Here is a 16,787-nt window from a genome sequence, read left to right as displayed (position 1 = left end):
AGATTGTCTTCCCATTCCAATCCGCAGAATCCGGTTTATCTACAGATAGAACGATTTGCTCCGCAGCTATTTTTCACTGCGCTTCTACTCCTGCTGATTTCCGTTGTTCTCCTGCTGTCCCTGGTTTCTCTGACCGAACCGCCGCGTCTGGCCCGCGTTATCGTCGGTCTCAATCAGCTCATACAGCTTGTCCAATGCCTCGCGGATTCCGCCGATCTCATTGATCAGGCCCTCCTCCACGGCCTCCCCGCCGACCAGAATCGTCCCCATATCCTTCGTCAGCATTCCGGTTTCCAGCATCAGCTCTTCCAGCCGGTCCTGGGTGATATCACAATGTCCGGAGATAAAACCGGTGATTCGATCCTGGATCTTTTTAAAATAATCATAAGTCTGAGGCACGCCGAGGATCATTCCGCTCATCCGCACCGGATGAATCAGCATGGTGCCCGTCTTGACGATAAAAGAGTAATCCGTGGACACAGCCAATGGCACGCAGATGGAGTGGCTTCCTCCCAGGACCAGCGAAACCGTGGGCTTGCTCAATGAAGCAATCATCTCCGCAATGGCAAGACCAGCCTCCACATCGCCACCCACTGAGTTGATCAGAATCAGCAGCCCGTCAATTTCCCGGCTGTCCTCAATAGCCGCCAGCTGCGGCAGCACATGTTCGTATTTGGTGGTTTTACTGTTTCCGGGAAGATTTTCATGGCCCTCAATCTCACCGATCACGGAGAGCAAATGAATCTTATAATCCTTTGCATTGTCTTCCAGCGTCATTTGGCCGTACTCTTTGACCTCCTCGTCCTTCTGCTCTTTTTTCTCGTCCTCCGATTTTCCCATCGCTATGCCTCCTCGCAAATTTAGATAGTTGCTCTGCTTTTTCCTTAGGATGCGCGAAAAGCCTGGGGTTTATGCGGACCAGCCCACCGATTTCCCCACTTTACTCTTTAAATTTACTATGTTATAATGCCGACAGGCGTAATAAAATGGCCCGCAGCAAAGCCGCGCGGCCATCCCTACCGCCAAAGTGGCAAGGCTGACAATCGATACTCCATGAACAGGATAACCAATGAAAACGATTGAAAAAGAATTTTTTCTCCAAACCGACTATCCCATCGACCGGCTGGGCGCGGATCAGCCCCTTTTTATCGACATCGAGACCACCGGCTTATCATCGGAGCGCTCCAAGGTCTATCTTGTGGGCTGCCTTTTTCCCCACACGAATGAATGCTGGGGCTTCCGCCAATGGCTGACCGAGTCCCCGCTGGAAGAGAGGCTGCTTTTGGAGCGGGTGATCGCTTTCTGCCGGGATTTTTCTTGTCTGATTCATTTTAACGGCAGCCGGTTTGATCTTCCCTTTCTCCACAAAAGAAGTGAGAAACTAGGTCTGAAAGACTCGTTTCTCACCATGGACGGCCTGGATCTTTATCAAAATATCAAAAAATGCAAGAACCTGTGCGGTCTGACGAATGTCAAACAAAAATCGGTGGAACAGTTTTTGAACATTGAGCGGGACGACCAATACGGCGGCGGCGAACTGATTCCGATCTACCATCAGTTCGTCAAAACGGGAAATCCCAAGCTGCTTGAACTCCTCCTGCTCCACAACGAAGAAGATGTGCTGGGCATGCTGCAGATCCTTCCCATGCTCTGTTATTTCGACCTGAAAAGCGGCGCGGCCGCCTCCGGACTTCCCACGGTGGAAGAAGAATCCGATACTGAGCTCTTTCTCCGCTTTCCCCTGGAACTGCGGCTGCCGCAGCCGGTCTCCTTTCACACGGAAGACTGGTACGGAATCGCAAAAAGAGACAGCCTTCGCCTGAAAATCCCACTTCGGACCGGAGAGCTCCGCTATTATTTTCCCAACTATAAGGATTATTATTATCTGCCGGCGGAGGATACTGCCGTACATAAAAGCGTGGCCGTCTACGTGGATCCAAAGTTCCGCGTCAAGGCCAAGCCGGAAAACTGCTATACCAAAAAGTCCGGACTCTTCCTTCCGGTACCGGAAAAAATCTCCCTGCCCCCGGACCGGCCCGCCTTTCAAGAATTGCCGCAAGGCCCCAGATATGTAGCATATGAGAAAACATTATTTGAAGATTCCGCGTTCTGGAAGAACTATCTCTGCGCCCTGATTCAAAAAATCTAGGCCTGGTTCCGCCTGTTTCACTGAGCACCACCGCACACATACTGCTCGATCCCCGGCCAGACAATTGCCGCGCCGGTCAGGCTTTGCAGGGAGGAGGCAAGCAAGACTACGAAAGGAATCGATACCGGAAAAAATAAAAAGCAGACGCCCGTGATCCCCCCCAAGATCAGCGCCAGCAGCAAATTCTGGGGAAACCGAAGAAAAACCAGCAGAAAGGCATTTTTTAACACAGCCTTCAGCGGAAGATCCAAAGCGGCAATCATCGGGAACACATAAGCGCCCATGACCAAGAAAAGAAGGAAAACAGCGGCGCAGATCCAGGCCGGGGCCAGCAGGAGCGCTGTCCGTTTTGCCATCTCCCGGTAAAACAGAAAACCAACTGCAGCGGCCCCGCCTCCGCCATAAAGAAGGATTCCGGCCAAAGACGCTTTCCCAAACTCGCCTAAGAACGTTTCCCAATAATCCGACCAGAAAAAGTGGGATTCTTTCCACATGGATTTCGTAACCCTGCTCATCGCAGCGGTGGCTGCCGGGGCTGTGACCACCGGCAGACAAAAAACAAGAAAAAGTAAATTCAGTTTGACCAGCCGGAACAGGTTTCTTCCCAGAATACGTCCCAATGAAAAACCTTTCATTTCGCCGGTTACCGGCTGTGGGAAACCCGACTCAACCGTGTTTGACCATTCCTTCGACCGCTTCATTTTTATTCTCCTTATCGATCAGCCGGTCCGTCCCCTCCGGTTCCGTGCAAAAACGCGAACGGAGAAACAAGCCAACCAAAACATATAACGGAAGTCCCCACAGGATCCGCCGTTCGGGCGAATCCGTCCATAAGATCACGGCAAACGCTGCTGCGATCACAGCAAATGCCCCGATCCACAATTCTCGTTCTCCCTCCACCTTCCAAAACCTTCGTCCGGCTATATATGCCGCCGTCCCGCAGACCGTATACCACAGGCATTGCAGCAGCGGACTTTTCAGCGCCCAGATGGGCACGGAGGAATCTCCGAAAAACAGCTCCTGGGCAACCCCGGTCTGTTCTTTCCACAGCGCCTCCCAGAAAGAAAAATCCGACCATCGGCCTGGAATCCAGTCCTCCGGCCAAAGGAAATCCGGCCGGACAATCCAGAAAAATGCGAAAATCATGCCGAAAGCAGCTGCCAAGCAAAGATAGCGCTCCTCCCGGAAAGCCTTGGTCCGCGCCAGACGGAGCAAAGGGAAACAGACCGAACAAAGTACAACCAGAAAGAACATCCCATGGATCCCCTTTGCGATGCCTGGATACCCGGACAATGGCAAAACGGTTCCGGACACGCCAAACTGATTGCGAAACTCTGCCAAGACCTCTTTCCCCCGCTCCCCGCCGTAGGAAAGGGTCACATGATGAAAGGCAAAGTTCTCCTGGCCGGTGTCTGCCTTCTCCTCCTGGACGGCCTCCAGCACAATCGTGTCAGAGACACCGTCCAAAATCCCGCGCACCGGCAGCTCCCTGCCGCCGTACCGGACGGTTTGCCCTACTATATTCCGGCTTCCAAACAGCGAAAGCGCGGTATCCCCGTCAAGCAGGCACCCGTCCGGATCCGACGCGTCCAAAAATCCGTTCCCGCCCAGCACCAGCCGGGAATCCCCCCAAAGAGCAATCCCGCGGACCAGAGCGCTCCGGGAAAATTCCGGGCTTTCCACTGTCTGATCTTCCTGCTGTTCCCAGAGCGTAAATTCCATCGGCTCCTCCAGCAGTTGATTTTTTTCCAGCATTTCGGCGGCTGCCAACATCCCAATGCCCGCATCCCCCAGATCGAGAACAGCTCCCTCCGCCTGCTTTAGCCCCTCTTTCAAAGACAATGCCCTCCCCAGACAAAACAGAACCAGGAGGGCCAGCAGAATACCGGCTCCATACCTTACTTTGTTGTTCATGTATCTTCCAGCCGTACGCGGTCACCCCCGTTCACCTCTTTGTTGCTCCCCGTGATCAGTTTCTGGTCCTCTGTCAATGCGCCGGGAGATAGGGCCGCCAAGCTCTCATTTTTATCCAAAATCGTCACCGGGATCCGCTCCGCTGTCAGCTCGGTTCCCAGCACGGTCTTTGTTTCCTGAATCGCCAGGACATAGTCCTGCCCATCCTCCCGGTGAATCGCCGACAAAGGAACACAGGCGGTGTAGGTCTCCGACTGCCGCACTGCGGTCATCACGGCAACCGTCCCGATTTCCAGCGTACCGGCCGGCACCTGCACGGTCACCACATAGGAATTGGGGTTCTCCGTATCCTGCTGAATCGTATCAATGGGCAGTTCCAGGGCTTCCGCCCCATTTTGTTTCAGGCTGATGGTATCCCCTCGGGACAGATATTTTTCCTGCGCTTTGGAGATGGCGGCCTGGAACCTGCCTCCCTCGGTCAGATCCGCCATCAAGACCGCGGTCCCCTCCCCGGTAAAATCTCCAGTTGTCACATTCACCTTCGATATCAGGCCATCCGCAGGGGAAACGATCTTCCCCGCCTGCTCTTCGAGGGCTTTCAGCTGATCCAGTTCCCGTTTCTTGTTCTCCAGATCCATACGGGCCGTCTCCCCGCTGCTGTCCTCCTTGGTCGGGGCATTGGCGTCCTCCACATTCCGGGACGCGTTCTCTAAGCTGTCCTTCCGGTTTTGCAATGCTGTTTCATAAGCCTTCTTTTTTTCCTCATAGGCGGCCCGCAGACTCTCTTCCATTGCCCCGCGGTCTTCTTCGTTCTTAGCGTCTTTCTGAGCCAGATAGGATTCGAGCGCATTGTCGGCCTGTTCTTTTTCTTGTTCACAGGTTTTGACCCGTTCTGCCGCCTCCGCCAGCTTTGCCTCATAGCTCCGGCGGATTTCCGCCTCCTGCGGCGGATCGGCAGCTACGGCGGCCTGGATTTCCTGTTCCAGATCTTTCTGCTCTTGCTCCGCCTGATCCAAGGCATCCTGTTTCTCCTGGCAGGTATTTTCCAGCCCGGTCAAAACAGGGTCTTCCGCCGGCGCGTCCGAATCCCCGGCCAAAAAGTTTTCCAGGTCTTCCTTCGCCTTGGTCATGGCCCGTTCCGCGTCCTCGACTTCCCTGCCGGTGCGCACCGAAGTGTTGGCGTAGTCCTCATCCGCTCTTTGCTTCGCTTTGTTCCGCTCCTGCTCCGTCAGGTCTTTTCCGCTTTCCAAATCCTTTAACGCCAGCTCCAGCTTCCGGTATTCCTGTTCCGCCTGACGGATTTTCTCCGACAAATCTTCCGCGTCCAGCTCAAAGAGCACATCCCCGGCCGCCACCGGCTGCCCTTCCCGGACCGGTACGGATCCGACCCGCAGCCCCGCCACAGTGGAAACGGCCCGTTCCTGGTTTTGTACGATCCGGCCCTCCGCCGTGACGGTGCGGTCGATGGTGGACTTTTTCAGATAGCCGGTTTGGACCACCGGCACCGTAACCGCATCGGCAGCCCTGGAAAGCAGGGTCAGCAAAAGCATCACCAGGAAGAAACCGGCCAGCCAACGGACACTTTTTTCCCGGAGCGAGCGTTTCCGGCTTTTCTGTTCCATCTGTTTCACTTTATTTTCACCTCATTCTTTTACTGCCGAAGCCACGATCCCTTGTTCCAGATATTCCTGTCCGCAGAAAAACACCAGCACCGCCGGGATCAAGGTGACGACCGAGGAGGTAAACGCAATCCCCGCATCGTTCAGGTCAATATTCGGCAGGTACAAGGATAGGGGCCAGAGGGCTGGGTCTTTGAGAAAGGTTAAGGGCTGCTCCACCAGATTCCAATATTCCAGAAAACTTAAGACCAAAGCGGAGATAATCCCTCCGGCCCCCAGGGGAAGGCCAATGCTCCAAAAAATCTGAAAGGCTCCTGCTCCGTCGATCTTGGCGGATTCCAGAATCTGATCCGGAACCCCGTCAAAAAATCGGACCATGATAAAGACGGGAAATGTGGAGAAGACCGCAGGCAAGATGATTCCCAGATGGGTATTCAGCAGATGAAGCTCATCGAGCACCAGATACTGGGACAGCATCATCACTTGGAACGGTAAAATCATCAGCAGTACATACAGGCCAAACAAAAGCTTTCTGCCGGGAAACCGGTATTTTGCAAAGCCCCAGGCAGCCGGCGCCCCAAGGATCAGCTGTCCCGCCAAAACTCCCGCAGTAATTTTCACGGAATTCCAGAACATTACGAAGAATTCCGGAGAGTCCAGCAATAACTCCACAAAGTTTTTCAAAGTGGGAAAGAGGGGAATCACATGCCAGGCCACAAAACCACCGCCGTTTTTTAAGATCGGGGATAAGCCCTCCCCCAATTCCCCATTTCCCATAAAGCTTCCGGAAATCAGATAAATCACCGGATAGCAGATGACAAACCCCAGCGCCGTCAAGGCACCGGCAATCAACACTTTTTTCCCCATCCTCTAATCCTCTCTGGCCCAGATCCGCTGAAAACACAGCATCACCAGAAAGATAACCACAGCCACGACGACGGCCGCCGCCGCCATTTTATCCATGGACAAGTCCCGGTACCAGTTGTTGAATAAATGCTGCATCAAATACATGCTGTCATGGGGGTAAGCCCCGCCCACCAGATAGGCCTCCCGGAACACCTTAAAAGAATTCAGGAAAGACAAAACCGTGATCGTATACAGCGTAGGTTTCAGGTTCGGCAAAGTGATTTTCGTAAAGCATTTCCACGAGCCCGCCCCGTCCACCTCGGCCGCCTCATAGATCGAGTAGGGAATGGCGGACAAGCCCGCCATCCACAAAATCACATCATAACCCACGTTTTTCCACAGATAGGTGAGCACCAGAACCCAGAAGGCAGCCGGAGAATTCATCCAGTCCACCGGATTTCCTCCCAGCTGCTCCATCAGCCCGTTGACGATCCCCTGGCTGTGAAACAGCAGCCGCCAAATCAGCGCCACCGACGCCACCGGAATCGCCATGGGCAGCAGGAACGCGGACTTTAAAAATCCTAACTTCCGCCCGAAATGAGTCAGCCCAACGGAGATCAGCAGGGAGATGACGATCAAAAGGGGGATGCAGACCACAGCGAATTTTACCGTATTTCCCGCTGCCAGCCGGAATGCCTCGTTGGAGAAAATGGTTTGATAATTTGAGATTCCAACCCACTCTCCGTTTACCGCTCCCAGGAAGGAACGGGCCACCACATCGAGAAACGGCAGCAGGAGAAACCAGGCCACACCCAGCAGGCTGGGGAGGACAAAGAGAATTCCCGCTCTCTGCCCCCGCCGTATCCTGAATCTTTTCATCGCAGTTCATCCTTTTCCTTTTGCGGTTCCGATTTTCTTTACTGTTCCGACAGATAGAGATTTACTTTCTTTATCACATTCTGAACGGCATCCGCTACGCTTCCGCCTTCCAATAGATTTTTAGCTTCCGCCTCCACAGCCTCGCGGATCACCTGGTTCGAATCGGCAGGAATGTTTACGGATTCCATTCGCTTTTGGAGCTCGGCAAAGCTGTTCTCCGACGGCCACTGAATCTCCAAATCCTTCAGCTCCCCGCTTGCACCCATGGAACTCATAGAAGGCGTCAGATCTGATGGGAACGGATTTTTCTTCCCAGCGTCAAATGCCGCCCGGTTCACCGGCAGGCCGCCCAGATTCTCGTTGGACTGGAAGTCCTTGCCGAGCAGATATTTGACAAACCCTTTTGCAGTCTCGCTCTGATCTCCTTTGGCGTTGACTCCGACGGTCAGCATCGGCTGGAACACACCCGCGGTCTGGCCATTCAGCGATTGGTAAGCGTCCCCCTGGCTTCGGAAGGTTTCCAATACCGCAAAGACCTGGAAAGAATCCATTTGCCCTGCGCAAATCAGCGAATCTCCGCCAAGGTAAGAGAAAAGGTCCATATTGTAGGACAGGTAGAGGTTGCCGCCCCCCGACGTAATGATGCTTTCATTGCCTGCCGGAATTTGACTTTTTTCCGCCTCACTGATTCGTTTCAAACAATCGAAAAATTCATTCAGTGCCGCCTCATCCAGGATATTTCCATCCTTCAGCCAAGCTGCTGAGGAAATTCCATACATCCACCGTAAAAGGCCGTCCACCGTTTCCGTTCCGCAGATCCCAGGGGCATCCGGATTCTTCTGCCGCAGAGACTCCACATAAGCTGTCAGTGTTTTCAAATCCGTGACACTGCCGAGACCATCTGCATTCCCCAAAATCATCGGGAGCATCACACACACCGGAACCGCCATCACCTTGCCGTCTGACTGGTAAGCATTTACCAGGTTCTCAAATAGGCCGTCCGCCGACGAGACTTCCCCGATTACATCGCTAAGATCTGTCAGCATTCCCTTTTCCACGTAGTTTCCGATGGTCATCCCGTCTAAGATCAGCACATCCGGCCCTTTTCCGGCCATCAGATTCGTGTTAAGAGTCCGGATCGCATCCGCCGCCGTGACGCCGTCATCCCCGCTCATTCCAATTTCCAGAGTGACATAGACGTCCGGGTTGTCATGCTGGTACATCCGAATCGCCTGGCGAAGACTCGTGTTGTCCTCCAGTGCATATACTGTAAGCTCTGTACCGGGCAGGGTCGGAACCGAACTGTCAAAATTGAAGGCAATCAGCTTCGCCTTGCTATTTTCCGTTCCGAAAATCAAAAATCCCTCTTCGCCCGACCGGATCAGTCCTCTCACCTTCAGAGTGGTCGAAGACAAGGAATTTAATCCCCCGTCGATCACCTGCTCCACCACACTGCCGTCCAGCGTGTAATGGTACAATCCCGTCTCATCACAAAAATATAGATCATTGCCGTCTTTTCCGGCTGTGTATACATAGTCGGAAACACCGGTGGATACATCCGCCGCCGAAGGATGACGGCTGTCAAACGCCTTGATATACTCATTTAGGGCTTCCTGACGCGCCAGGCTCTTACCGGTTTCCAGGTCATAAAACTCCACCCCGTCTTCGGTTTTCACCAGGAGATTCTTTCCGATCACAGCAAAAGTTTCCACCACGGTATCTGGATTGGCATAATTTTTTAAAATTTTTCCACTTTCCAGGTCAATCTGGTAAATGGTTTGGTTGACATCGACGATATAAAGTCCGCCGTCCGGCGCAAAGTGTACATCGGAGATCCGATTCGAATTTCCTGACCCGGAGGAAAGCGGCGGAAGGTCAATCGTCAGTTCCTTTCCTGTTCCCTTCTGGTCAAAGAGCAGACAGTAGGTTTTCATATTCCCTGCCATCACCTCATCCTGATTCATATAGATGATGAACAACTGTCCGCTGGGACTCCACCTGGCAGACTGGATCATGGTTTTATCTACTCCCAGCTGCTCCATGGATATTTCAACCGGCTCCCAGCTTTTCCCCTCATCTTTCGATGAATACAGCATCAGAGGATTTGTTCCGATCGCAGCCATGCGCAGGGTCCCGTCCTCCAACAGCCTCAAATCCATCATGTATTCCACTCCGTCCGGGAGAGAATACTCTGTCTCCACAAAGCGCCCCATACCCTGGCCGCCGCCTCCGTTCCCCGCGGAGGTCCCAGCGTTTCCGGATGTCCCGGCGCCCCCCGGCGACCCGGCTGCCGAGGTGTTTCCCCCGCCATTTCCCGCCGGCTCTGCTTCTCCGTTGGAACAGGCTGCTCCAAAGAGCAGACAAGTTCCCAGGAATAGAGCCATCACTTTTTTTCCGAAACCTTTCATGTTCGTATCCCCCTATCCATTGATTCGCCCGAAGGCAGCCGGTCAAGAAAACTTGCTTGGCCTTGATGTTGCCTGCGGGATCTTTTCGTTCAACGAAACTATAACACACCAATCTCTAAACTTTCTCTAAAAAGAAAAAATATTCTGCGGCAGCGCAATCCTGGTCATTTTCAATTTTGCGGCTGTGAATCGTAACCCAATTTTACCATTTACAAAAACCAATTGTTGAGATATATTGTTAAGAATAGAATCCCCGTAAATAGACCGTATGAATCAGGAGGCAGTGATGAGAATTCTATTGGTAGACGATGATCCCCGCTTATGCGATTCCTTAGGCTTTACCTTAAAAGAAGAAGGATTCCAGGTAGACGTCTGCAGCGACAGCGAAGATGCTCTTCCCTGGATCCGGCAGAATGCCCACGATCTGATCCTCCTGGACCGAATGATGCCGGGCATGGACGGAATTTCCCTTCTCAAAAAAATCCGGGCCGAAGGATATTTCACTCCTGTGATCCTCCTGACCGCCCTGGGAGAACTGACCGATAAAGTGATTGGCCTGGAAAGCGGCGCCGACGATTACATCGTAAAACCCTTTGCCTTCCCGGAACTTTTGGCCAGGATCCATTCCATCAGCCGGAGACCGCGAAATTTTGAAGCTTCCGAAAACTTAAACGTTGGGGACATTTCTTTTGACCCGGTCCGCCTGCTTCTCTCCCGCGGACAGGCGTCCTGCTCCCTCTCCAAAAAGGAAGCCAGCCTCCTGGAATTCTTCCTCAAAAATCCGGGGCAGACCCTTCCCAGGGCCGTGCTTCTCTCCCGCGTCTGGGGACCCGACGCAGAGGTGGAGGACGGCAACTTGGACAATTACATCCATTTTCTGCGGAAGCGGCTGCGATCCGTAAAGAGCGCCATTGAAGTCAAAACCGTCCGCGGGATCGGTTATAGATTGGAGGTGGCGGATGTATAAACGTCTCCACAAAAAACTAACCTTTTTCTGCACGCTGATCACAGGTTTGATCCTTGCCACCATGTCCGGCATCTGTCTTGTAATCTCGGAGAAGGGGATGAAAGACAGCAATTACAACCTTTTCCTCAGCAGTATCCAGACGATTTTCAGCTCCGTGGAGACACAGCTCACGGTCTCCCATCAGTGGCTGAGTCAGATGGAACAGGATGGAATCTGTTATATCTACCTTTTTGACAACGGAGAACCGCTGCTCTTTCAATCCATCCACCGTTCAGAGTACCGGGATCAGCTTCTGGAAGCAGCCCTTACAAAGGCCCGCGATGAATACGGATTGGACGTCCAAAACCCGGCCGGCGCTTCAAAACTGACCCAGCACACGGAATTTGAGCTGGACAGTCCGGAAGGCCCCGGCTACTATGTCTCGGCGGTCCGATTCTCAAAATCCCGCGGGAAGCTCAGCGCTTTAATCTGCTATTCCCAGGAATCGCAAAACCGCCAGATTCAAAGTCAACGTCAGCTCTTCGTCGCCGTTGATCTCATCGCCCTGCTGTTTTTAGGCCTTTTTGCCTGGTTTTTTACCAAGCGGCAGATACAGCCTTTGGAGGAAAACCGAAAAAGGCAGGTTCAATTCATCGCCGCGGCCTCCCATGAACTGCGCTCTCCCCTGGCCGTTATTCTTTCCAGCCTCTCTGCATTAAAAAAGAGCTCCGGAGAGAACCGGGAGCGCTATGAGGCCGCCATCGAGTCGGAGGGCCGCCGCATGTCCCGCTTGATTGACGATATGCTGCAGCTCGCCAATGCCGACAATCAGACCTGGAGCATGCAGATGGGCCGCTGGGAACCGGAGACTTTGCTTCTCACCGTCTATGAAAACTTCGAACAGACAGCAAAACAAAAATCCATTGCTTTTGGCATCCATTTTCCGGAAGACCCCCTGCCCGCCGTCTTCTGCGATCGGGAGCGGATGATTCAGATTCTCTCGGCCCTTACGGACAATGCCATCTCTTACACGCCCCCAGGCGGCAAAATCCGTCTGGCCGCCGCATGCGCCGGTTCCTTTGTGGAATTTCAGATCTGTGATAACGGACCGGGAATCCCCGACGATGCAAAGGAACACATCTTCGACCGTTTTTACCGGGTTGACTCCGCCCACAAGGATAAGGAACACTTTGGGCTAGGGCTCTGCATCGTCCAGGAGATCGTCCGCCTGCACCGGGGAAAGATTTGGGTGGAGGACACGGAGGGCGGCGGAGCCACCTTCCGGATTCGAATCCCGATTTAGGAATGGATCGAAAACAAATCCTACTCCCACCTCTGGGTTTCCGAATACGGCAATGCGCAAGAATCCATTCTTTTTACGGATAACGAAAAAGGAATTTTCTATCAAATAATAAATGATCGGGCCGCCATCCCGTGATTACTCACCGATCCGGCAGCCCGATCTTTGAAATTCCTTCCAGTATTTCCAGCGATTTAAATTCCCGGTCCAAATAATACCTCTTGAGTTCCTCCACCGCCGAGATGAACTCTTTTTTGGCGTGCTCTTCCAACGCAAAGGTGTAAAGCTTTTCCGGACGGGTGTTCAATACAAATTTCCAGGCATAGGCGGCCGCCTCCCCCACCGGCTTTAAAGGCTGCTCCGCATACTCTCCGCTCTCGGCCATGGCCTTCAGTTCGAATATGTACCGGACCAACTGCCGGTCCAGGTTTGGTTTTCCAAGGGCCAGCAGTGTCACATAGCAAAGTTTCAGCAGAGGGGTTCCGTCGATCCCCTCTTTGCCGTAATAATCGACGAACTCCATGAAATAGCTGCCATAGCAGGCCAGCTCCAAATCCGTGCTGAGATTCTCAAAGTAATTCTGAATCTCCATGGAGCGCACGTTATAGGAAGTCCTCCCTTCGTAAAGCTCCATGGTTCCAAAGGAAAACGTCCGGCTGCCGGCCAGAAGGCTGCTGTTCGGCCGCCTGGCTCCTTTGGCAAAGGCGGAAATCTTTCCGCGCTCCCTGGTCAAAATCACCAGCCGCCGGTCGTACTCGGCGATGGGCATCGAAGAAAGCACCATCCCGGTCACAGTGATCAGATCACTCATTTTCGCTCCTGTACCCGTAATTCTTTAAGAACAGTTCATTGTCCCGCCATTCCTTCCGGACTTTGACCCAGAGCTGGAGATTGACCGGAGCGCCCATCAGCGCCTCGATCTCCCGGCGGGCCGCCGAACCGATTTTTTTGAGCATAGCCCCCTGTTTTCCGATGATGATGCCTTTATGGGAATCCCGCTCACAGACGATATTGGCCTCGATGTCAAAAAGGCCGTTTTTCCGCTCACTCATTTTCTCGATGGTCACCGCGATACCATGGGGTATCTCATCGCTCAAATACCGCAGGGCCTTTTCCCGGATCAGCTCCGCTGCGATTTGACGCATGGGCTGATCGGTCACCGTATCGTCGTCAAAGTATTGGGGGCCCTCCCCCAGATACCGGAACAGCACGTTCAGCACTTCGTCGGTGTTGATGTCTTTGAGCGCCGAAACCGGGATAATCTCCGCAAATTGGTAGATCTTCCGGTAGGTGTCGATGAATTTCAGCACCTCGGTTTTTTCCACCGTATCCACCTTATTGATGATCAGGATCACCGGCGTCTTCACCTGTTTTAGTTTCTCCACGATATGGCGCTCCCCGGCCCCGATAAAGGTCGTCGGCTCCACCAGCCAAAGCACCACGTCCACCTCCCGCAGCGTGTGCTCGGCCACATTAACCATATAGTCGCCCAGCTTATTCTTCGCCTTGTGGATCCCTGGCGTGTCCAAAAACACAATCTGCCCGCGCTCGTCGGTATAGACGGTCTGGATCCGGTTTCTGGTGGTCTGGGGCTTGTCGGACGTGATCGCAATCTTCTGGCCGATCAAATGGTTCATCAAGGTAGATTTTCCGACATTCGGCCGGCCGATCAAGGCCACAAAGCCGGATTTAAAGCATTTCTCCAATCGATTTCCTCCCTCTTTCTTCTCATATCCAGTCAGGAACGCACCAACGGCTCCGTCCGGTAAAACAGATCCCGGTCTTCCTCAATTTTTCCTGCATTCCCCACGGTGCAGAATTGATTGCAGGAAAGCACCGCCTTGATATAGCGGCTCAGAGAACGAATCACCTCCGGCGTGCAGGAAAGCACTTGCCTCCGGTCCTCTCTGCGCAGTTCATCCGTAATTCCGCAAAGATGCGTCTGCAAGGACGCGATTCCCCATTCCAAGGGGTTCATGGGCCGGTCCAAGGTCCCGATGGCGCTGATGATGAATTTCACCAGTTCTTCCTGATCCATGGAAAACTGCTCCAGATAAGGCACGATGTCCTCAAATACCTGGTTAGTCCGGCGAAGGTTCGGGTCCCGGTAAGAGCAAAAATAGCTGACGCCGTTCCGCCCAAAGTTACACATGCAGCCGTAGGCTCCGCCCTTCACCCGCACGTTATTCCAGAGATACTCATCACCCAAAATCCCCCGCAGCACCCGCAACGCTCCGGTGTAGGGAAGCCCTTTCTCACGGAAATTTCCGCTGCGCGCTACATAGACCACCTGGCCGGGCGTCGTAAATCCTTCGTTTTTCTTTTCCAGCAGGATCTCTTCCGCGTATCCGCGATGGCCCGTTCTCTCTGCCTTTTCTCCTCCCAGGCTTTCCGCAAATTCCGGCAGCAGCTTCTCCAATGCCTGGAACCCATCTTCGTCGGCCGTCAGGCTGACAAAGAACCGTTCTTCCTGAAACAGATGTCTGGTCAGTTCCGCCAGCTTTTTCGCAAGCTCTCCTTTTCTCTCGTCAAAATGTTTTTGCAGGTCCTCCAAAAAACGGAAATAATCAATGCCGGACAACTGCTCATTGAACCAGGAGAACGGGGAGCCGTAGGAGTTTGCCCGCAGCACCGCCGTGGAATGGCCGTTTCCGGACAACTGCATCTCTCCGCGGGACTTGACCTGGAAAACCAGCTCCCGCAGACGTTTTTCATCGGTAAACCGAGAACCTGTAAGGATTTCCGAGATCAGCTCCAGCGCCTTTTTCAGATCCCCGTACAGCGCCTTTCCCTGAATCTCAAAGTAAGGCGTAAACACCCCCGGTTCCTTCACCTGCTCAAACATGGAGACCGCGCTGCCGATGCCTCCGGTGTGGATGTTAATCTCATTGCACAGATCCGCGTATCCCCACTCCTCGGTGTCCACCTGGCAGAGCATAAAACGGAGCAGGCCCAGATAGGGAAGATCTTCTTTTTTCACATGGCTCGCGTCAAACAGGAACCGCAGATATGCGATTCCCCCGGTGAAGGTTTCGTGGAACATCACCGGTACTTCGCCCGCGCTCCGCTCCGCCGTGGACAGGCGGGGCACCTCTTCCCCGATATCAGAAAGCGTCAGTCTCGGCAGGGTCGCCAAATCCTCCGGGGCGGACGGCTGGTCTTGATACGCTTCCAGCTCCTTGGTCTCCCGGATCAGGCGCTCGGTTTCTTCCGGGGAAAGGGAGGACTGGTAAGCGGAAAGCCGATTTTTCAGCTCTGTCTCCCGTTCTTCTTCCATGCCCGGCCTGGGCGTCAGAATGACCAACGCCTCGTGGGTATTTTCCAGGAAATATTTTTGCACCAGCTCTTCAAAATACCGGGTGGAAAGCTGCTCTTTCAAAAACGCATAGGTATCCTCATACTTTAAATGAAGCAGAGGATCTCCCCCGTAAAGCCAGCTGTCAAAGCATTCGATTCCGTACATCAGGCCCTTGGGATACGGTCCGAAATCTGCTTCCCGGCTGCGAAATTCCAGGTTGTTGATCCCGGCTTTCAGCGCCTTTTGGTCAATTCCCCTTTCCACCAATTCTTCAAGGGTCCGGCGGATCACCGCGAGAAATTCTTCTTTTTTCGTTCCCTCAGTATCCTTCGCCACCAAGGAAAAATAGGGCTGTAAAATCCAGTTCCGGTAGCCGCCGAATACATCTTTTCCAATTCCTGCGTCCACCAGTGCTTTCCGAAGCGGCGCTCCGGGAGCCGACAGCAAGACATATTCCAGAACCTGGAACGCCAGATAAAGTTTTTCATCCGTCACCGTGCCCAGCACCCACTGGATGGACAGCCAGGTCTGCTCCGCCGGGTCTTCGCCTTTTTCCAGCGGATAAAAGATTTCCTGCTCTACCGGAGTCGGGAAGGCCTTCTGCATTGGAATCTCAGAATCCACCGGCTTTGCCTCATAGTGACTCAAGTATTCCTCATCCAGAAAACGAAGCTTTTCCTCCATATCCATATTGCCATAGAGATAAATATAGCTGTTGGACGGATGGTAATAGGTCCGATGGAAGTCCAAAAACTCTTCATACGTGAGATCCGGAATCACCTCCGGGTCTCCGCCGGATTCATACTGGTAGGTATTATCCGGAAACAGAGCAGACTGGCAGTAACGCTCCAAAATCTCATCCGGTGAGGAGAAGGCCCCCTTCATCTCATTGTAGACCACGCCGTTGATGGTCAGCGGCTCATCCGGGCTCTTTAGCTCGTAATGCCAACCTTCCTGACGGAATATCTTGGGTTCCTGGTAGATCGCCGGATGCAGCACCGCATCCATATAGACATCCATCAGGTTTTGAAAATCCTTATCATTGCAGCTGGCCACCGGATAAATCGTTTTATCCGCAAAGGTCATTGCATTCAAGTAGGTCTGAAGAGAACTTTTCTCCATCTCAATAAACGGATCCTTCAACGGGAATTTGTCCGAACCGCAGAGCACGGAATGCTCCAAAATATGGGGCACGCCGGTGCTGTCTCCGGCCGGAGTCCGAAATCCAATCGTGAAAACCTTATTCTCATCCTGATTGGAAAGAAGGAATAGACGGGCCCCGCTTTTCTTGTGACGAAGCAGATAAGCGGCGGACCGCAGCTCTTTCACTTCTTCTTCCTGGAGCAAGGTGTATGCTTCCGGCACTCTCATATTATTACCTCCGACAGGTGTTGCTATTTTTTTTGCGCTGCTCTGCTTCGTTCCGCA

The 16,787-nt window shown here is 53.2% G+C and carries 13 protein-coding genes; 3 read left to right on the top strand and 10 right to left on the bottom strand.

What is annotated here, in order from left to right:
- Positions 1-84: 84 nt before the first annotated feature.
- On the bottom strand, positions 85-840 hold the full coding sequence (locus MUB23_RS09235; RefSeq protein WP_244800204.1) for a ClpP family protease: 756 nt from the start codon (positions 838-840) through the stop codon (positions 85-87).
- 229 nt (positions 841-1,069) lie between these two features.
- Here MUB23_RS09235 and MUB23_RS09230 point away from each other — a divergent pair, with 229 nt between their 5' ends.
- Positions 1,070-2,149, top strand: a complete 1,080-nt coding sequence (locus MUB23_RS09230) for a ribonuclease H-like domain-containing protein (protein ID WP_244800203.1) — start codon at positions 1,070-1,072, stop codon at positions 2,147-2,149.
- A 17-nt stretch (positions 2,150-2,166) separates the two neighbouring features.
- On the opposite strand, the gene MUB23_RS09225 is transcribed toward MUB23_RS09230, so the two are convergent.
- Genes MUB23_RS09225 through MUB23_RS09200 form a run of 6 tightly spaced genes read right to left on the bottom strand, consistent with a single transcriptional unit; the run spans position 2,167 to position 9,815 of the window.
- The gene (locus tag MUB23_RS09225) at positions 2,167-2,850 is read right to left on the bottom strand and encodes a DUF624 domain-containing protein (protein WP_244800202.1); all 684 of its coding nucleotides are present in this window, start codon (positions 2,848-2,850) and stop codon (positions 2,167-2,169) included.
- The gene (locus MUB23_RS09220) at positions 2,816-4,063 is read right to left on the bottom strand and encodes an ABC transporter permease (RefSeq protein ID WP_244800201.1); all 1,248 of its coding nucleotides are present in this window, start codon (positions 4,061-4,063) and stop codon (positions 2,816-2,818) included. The genes MUB23_RS09225 and MUB23_RS09220 overlap by 35 nt, the downstream gene beginning before the upstream one ends.
- Positions 4,060-5,685: an HlyD family efflux transporter periplasmic adaptor subunit gene (locus MUB23_RS09215; RefSeq protein ID WP_244801174.1), complete on the bottom strand. Its 1,626-nt coding sequence runs from the start codon at positions 5,683-5,685 to the stop codon at positions 4,060-4,062. The genes MUB23_RS09220 and MUB23_RS09215 overlap by 4 nt, the downstream gene beginning before the upstream one ends.
- A gap of 21 nt (positions 5,686-5,706) precedes the next feature.
- Positions 5,707-6,549 (bottom strand): carbohydrate ABC transporter permease, encoded by an 843-nt coding sequence (locus tag MUB23_RS09210; RefSeq protein WP_244800200.1) that lies wholly within the window; start codon positions 6,547-6,549, stop codon positions 5,707-5,709.
- 3 nt (positions 6,550-6,552) lie between these two features.
- Positions 6,553-7,407 (bottom strand): carbohydrate ABC transporter permease, encoded by an 855-nt coding sequence (locus MUB23_RS09205; RefSeq protein WP_244800199.1) that lies wholly within the window; start codon positions 7,405-7,407, stop codon positions 6,553-6,555.
- A 38-nt stretch (positions 7,408-7,445) separates the two neighbouring features.
- A complete protein-coding gene (locus MUB23_RS09200; protein WP_244800198.1) occupies positions 7,446-9,815 on the bottom strand; it encodes an extracellular solute-binding protein in 2,370 nt (789 codons plus the stop codon).
- Between the two features lie 286 nt (positions 9,816-10,101).
- Here MUB23_RS09200 and MUB23_RS09195 point away from each other — a divergent pair, with 286 nt between their 5' ends.
- Together MUB23_RS09195 and MUB23_RS09190 are read left to right on the top strand one after the other, a co-directional pair.
- On the top strand, positions 10,102-10,782 hold the full coding sequence (locus MUB23_RS09195; RefSeq protein WP_244800197.1) for a response regulator transcription factor: 681 nt from the start codon (positions 10,102-10,104) through the stop codon (positions 10,780-10,782).
- Positions 10,775-12,064 (top strand): sensor histidine kinase, encoded by a 1,290-nt coding sequence (locus MUB23_RS09190; RefSeq protein ID WP_244800196.1) that lies wholly within the window; start codon positions 10,775-10,777, stop codon positions 12,062-12,064. The genes MUB23_RS09195 and MUB23_RS09190 overlap by 8 nt, the downstream gene beginning before the upstream one ends.
- A gap of 139 nt (positions 12,065-12,203) precedes the next feature.
- Here the strand turns inward: MUB23_RS09190 and recO are convergent, their stop codons facing one another.
- The 3 genes from recO to MUB23_RS09175 are packed head-to-tail and all read right to left on the bottom strand — an operon-like array spanning position 12,204 to position 16,730.
- The gene (gene recO / locus MUB23_RS09185; protein WP_244800195.1) at positions 12,204-12,872 is read right to left on the bottom strand and encodes a DNA repair protein RecO; all 669 of its coding nucleotides are present in this window, start codon (positions 12,870-12,872) and stop codon (positions 12,204-12,206) included.
- Positions 12,865-13,767 (bottom strand): GTPase Era, encoded by a 903-nt coding sequence (gene era, locus MUB23_RS09180; RefSeq protein WP_244800194.1) that lies wholly within the window; start codon positions 13,765-13,767, stop codon positions 12,865-12,867. Before era ends, recO begins: the two co-directional genes overlap by 8 nt.
- Before the next feature lie 32 nt (positions 13,768-13,799).
- Positions 13,800-16,730: an insulinase family protein gene (locus tag MUB23_RS09175; protein WP_244800193.1), complete on the bottom strand. Its 2,931-nt coding sequence runs from the start codon at positions 16,728-16,730 to the stop codon at positions 13,800-13,802.
- Positions 16,731-16,787 lie beyond the last annotated feature (57 nt).

The organism is Cuneatibacter sp. NSJ-177, from assembly GCF_022867805.1.
Classification (GTDB): domain Bacteria; phylum Bacillota; class Clostridia; order Lachnospirales; family Lachnospiraceae; genus Pseudolachnospira.
Note: the sequence above shows the minus strand (reverse complement) of the source record. Positions and strands in the feature narration are given on the sequence as shown.

Bases quoted from the DNA above. Each gene is read 5' to 3' on its own strand.
- MUB23_RS09190 (WP_244800196.1), top strand. From the start codon at position 10,775: ATGTATAAACGTCTCCACAAAAAACTAACCTTTTTCTGCACGCTGATC.
- MUB23_RS09200 (WP_244800198.1), bottom strand. From the start codon at position 9,815: ATGAAAGGTTTCGGAAAAAAAGTGATGGCTCTATTCCTGGGAACTTGT.
- MUB23_RS09210 (WP_244800200.1), bottom strand. From the start codon at position 6,549: ATGGGGAAAAAAGTGTTGATTGCCGGTGCCTTGACGGCGCTGGGGTTT.
- MUB23_RS09175 (WP_244800193.1), bottom strand. From the start codon at position 16,730: ATGAGAGTGCCGGAAGCATACACCTTGCTCCAGGAAGAAGAAGTGAAA.
- MUB23_RS09220 (WP_244800201.1), bottom strand. From the start codon at position 4,063: ATGAACAACAAAGTAAGGTATGGAGCCGGTATTCTGCTGGCCCTCCTG.
- MUB23_RS09205 (WP_244800199.1), bottom strand. From the start codon at position 7,407: ATGAAAAGATTCAGGATACGGCGGGGGCAGAGAGCGGGAATTCTCTTT.
- recO (WP_244800195.1), bottom strand. From the start codon at position 12,872: ATGAGTGATCTGATCACTGTGACCGGGATGGTGCTTTCTTCGATGCCC.
- MUB23_RS09195 (WP_244800197.1), top strand. From the start codon at position 10,102: ATGAGAATTCTATTGGTAGACGATGATCCCCGCTTATGCGATTCCTTA.
- MUB23_RS09235 (WP_244800204.1), bottom strand. From the start codon at position 840: ATGGGAAAATCGGAGGACGAGAAAAAAGAGCAGAAGGACGAGGAGGTC.
- MUB23_RS09215 (WP_244801174.1), bottom strand. From the start codon at position 5,685: ATGGAACAGAAAAGCCGGAAACGCTCGCTCCGGGAAAAAAGTGTCCGT.
- MUB23_RS09225 (WP_244800202.1), bottom strand. From the start codon at position 2,850: ATGAAGCGGTCGAAGGAATGGTCAAACACGGTTGAGTCGGGTTTCCCA.
- MUB23_RS09230 (WP_244800203.1), top strand. From the start codon at position 1,070: ATGAAAACGATTGAAAAAGAATTTTTTCTCCAAACCGACTATCCCATC.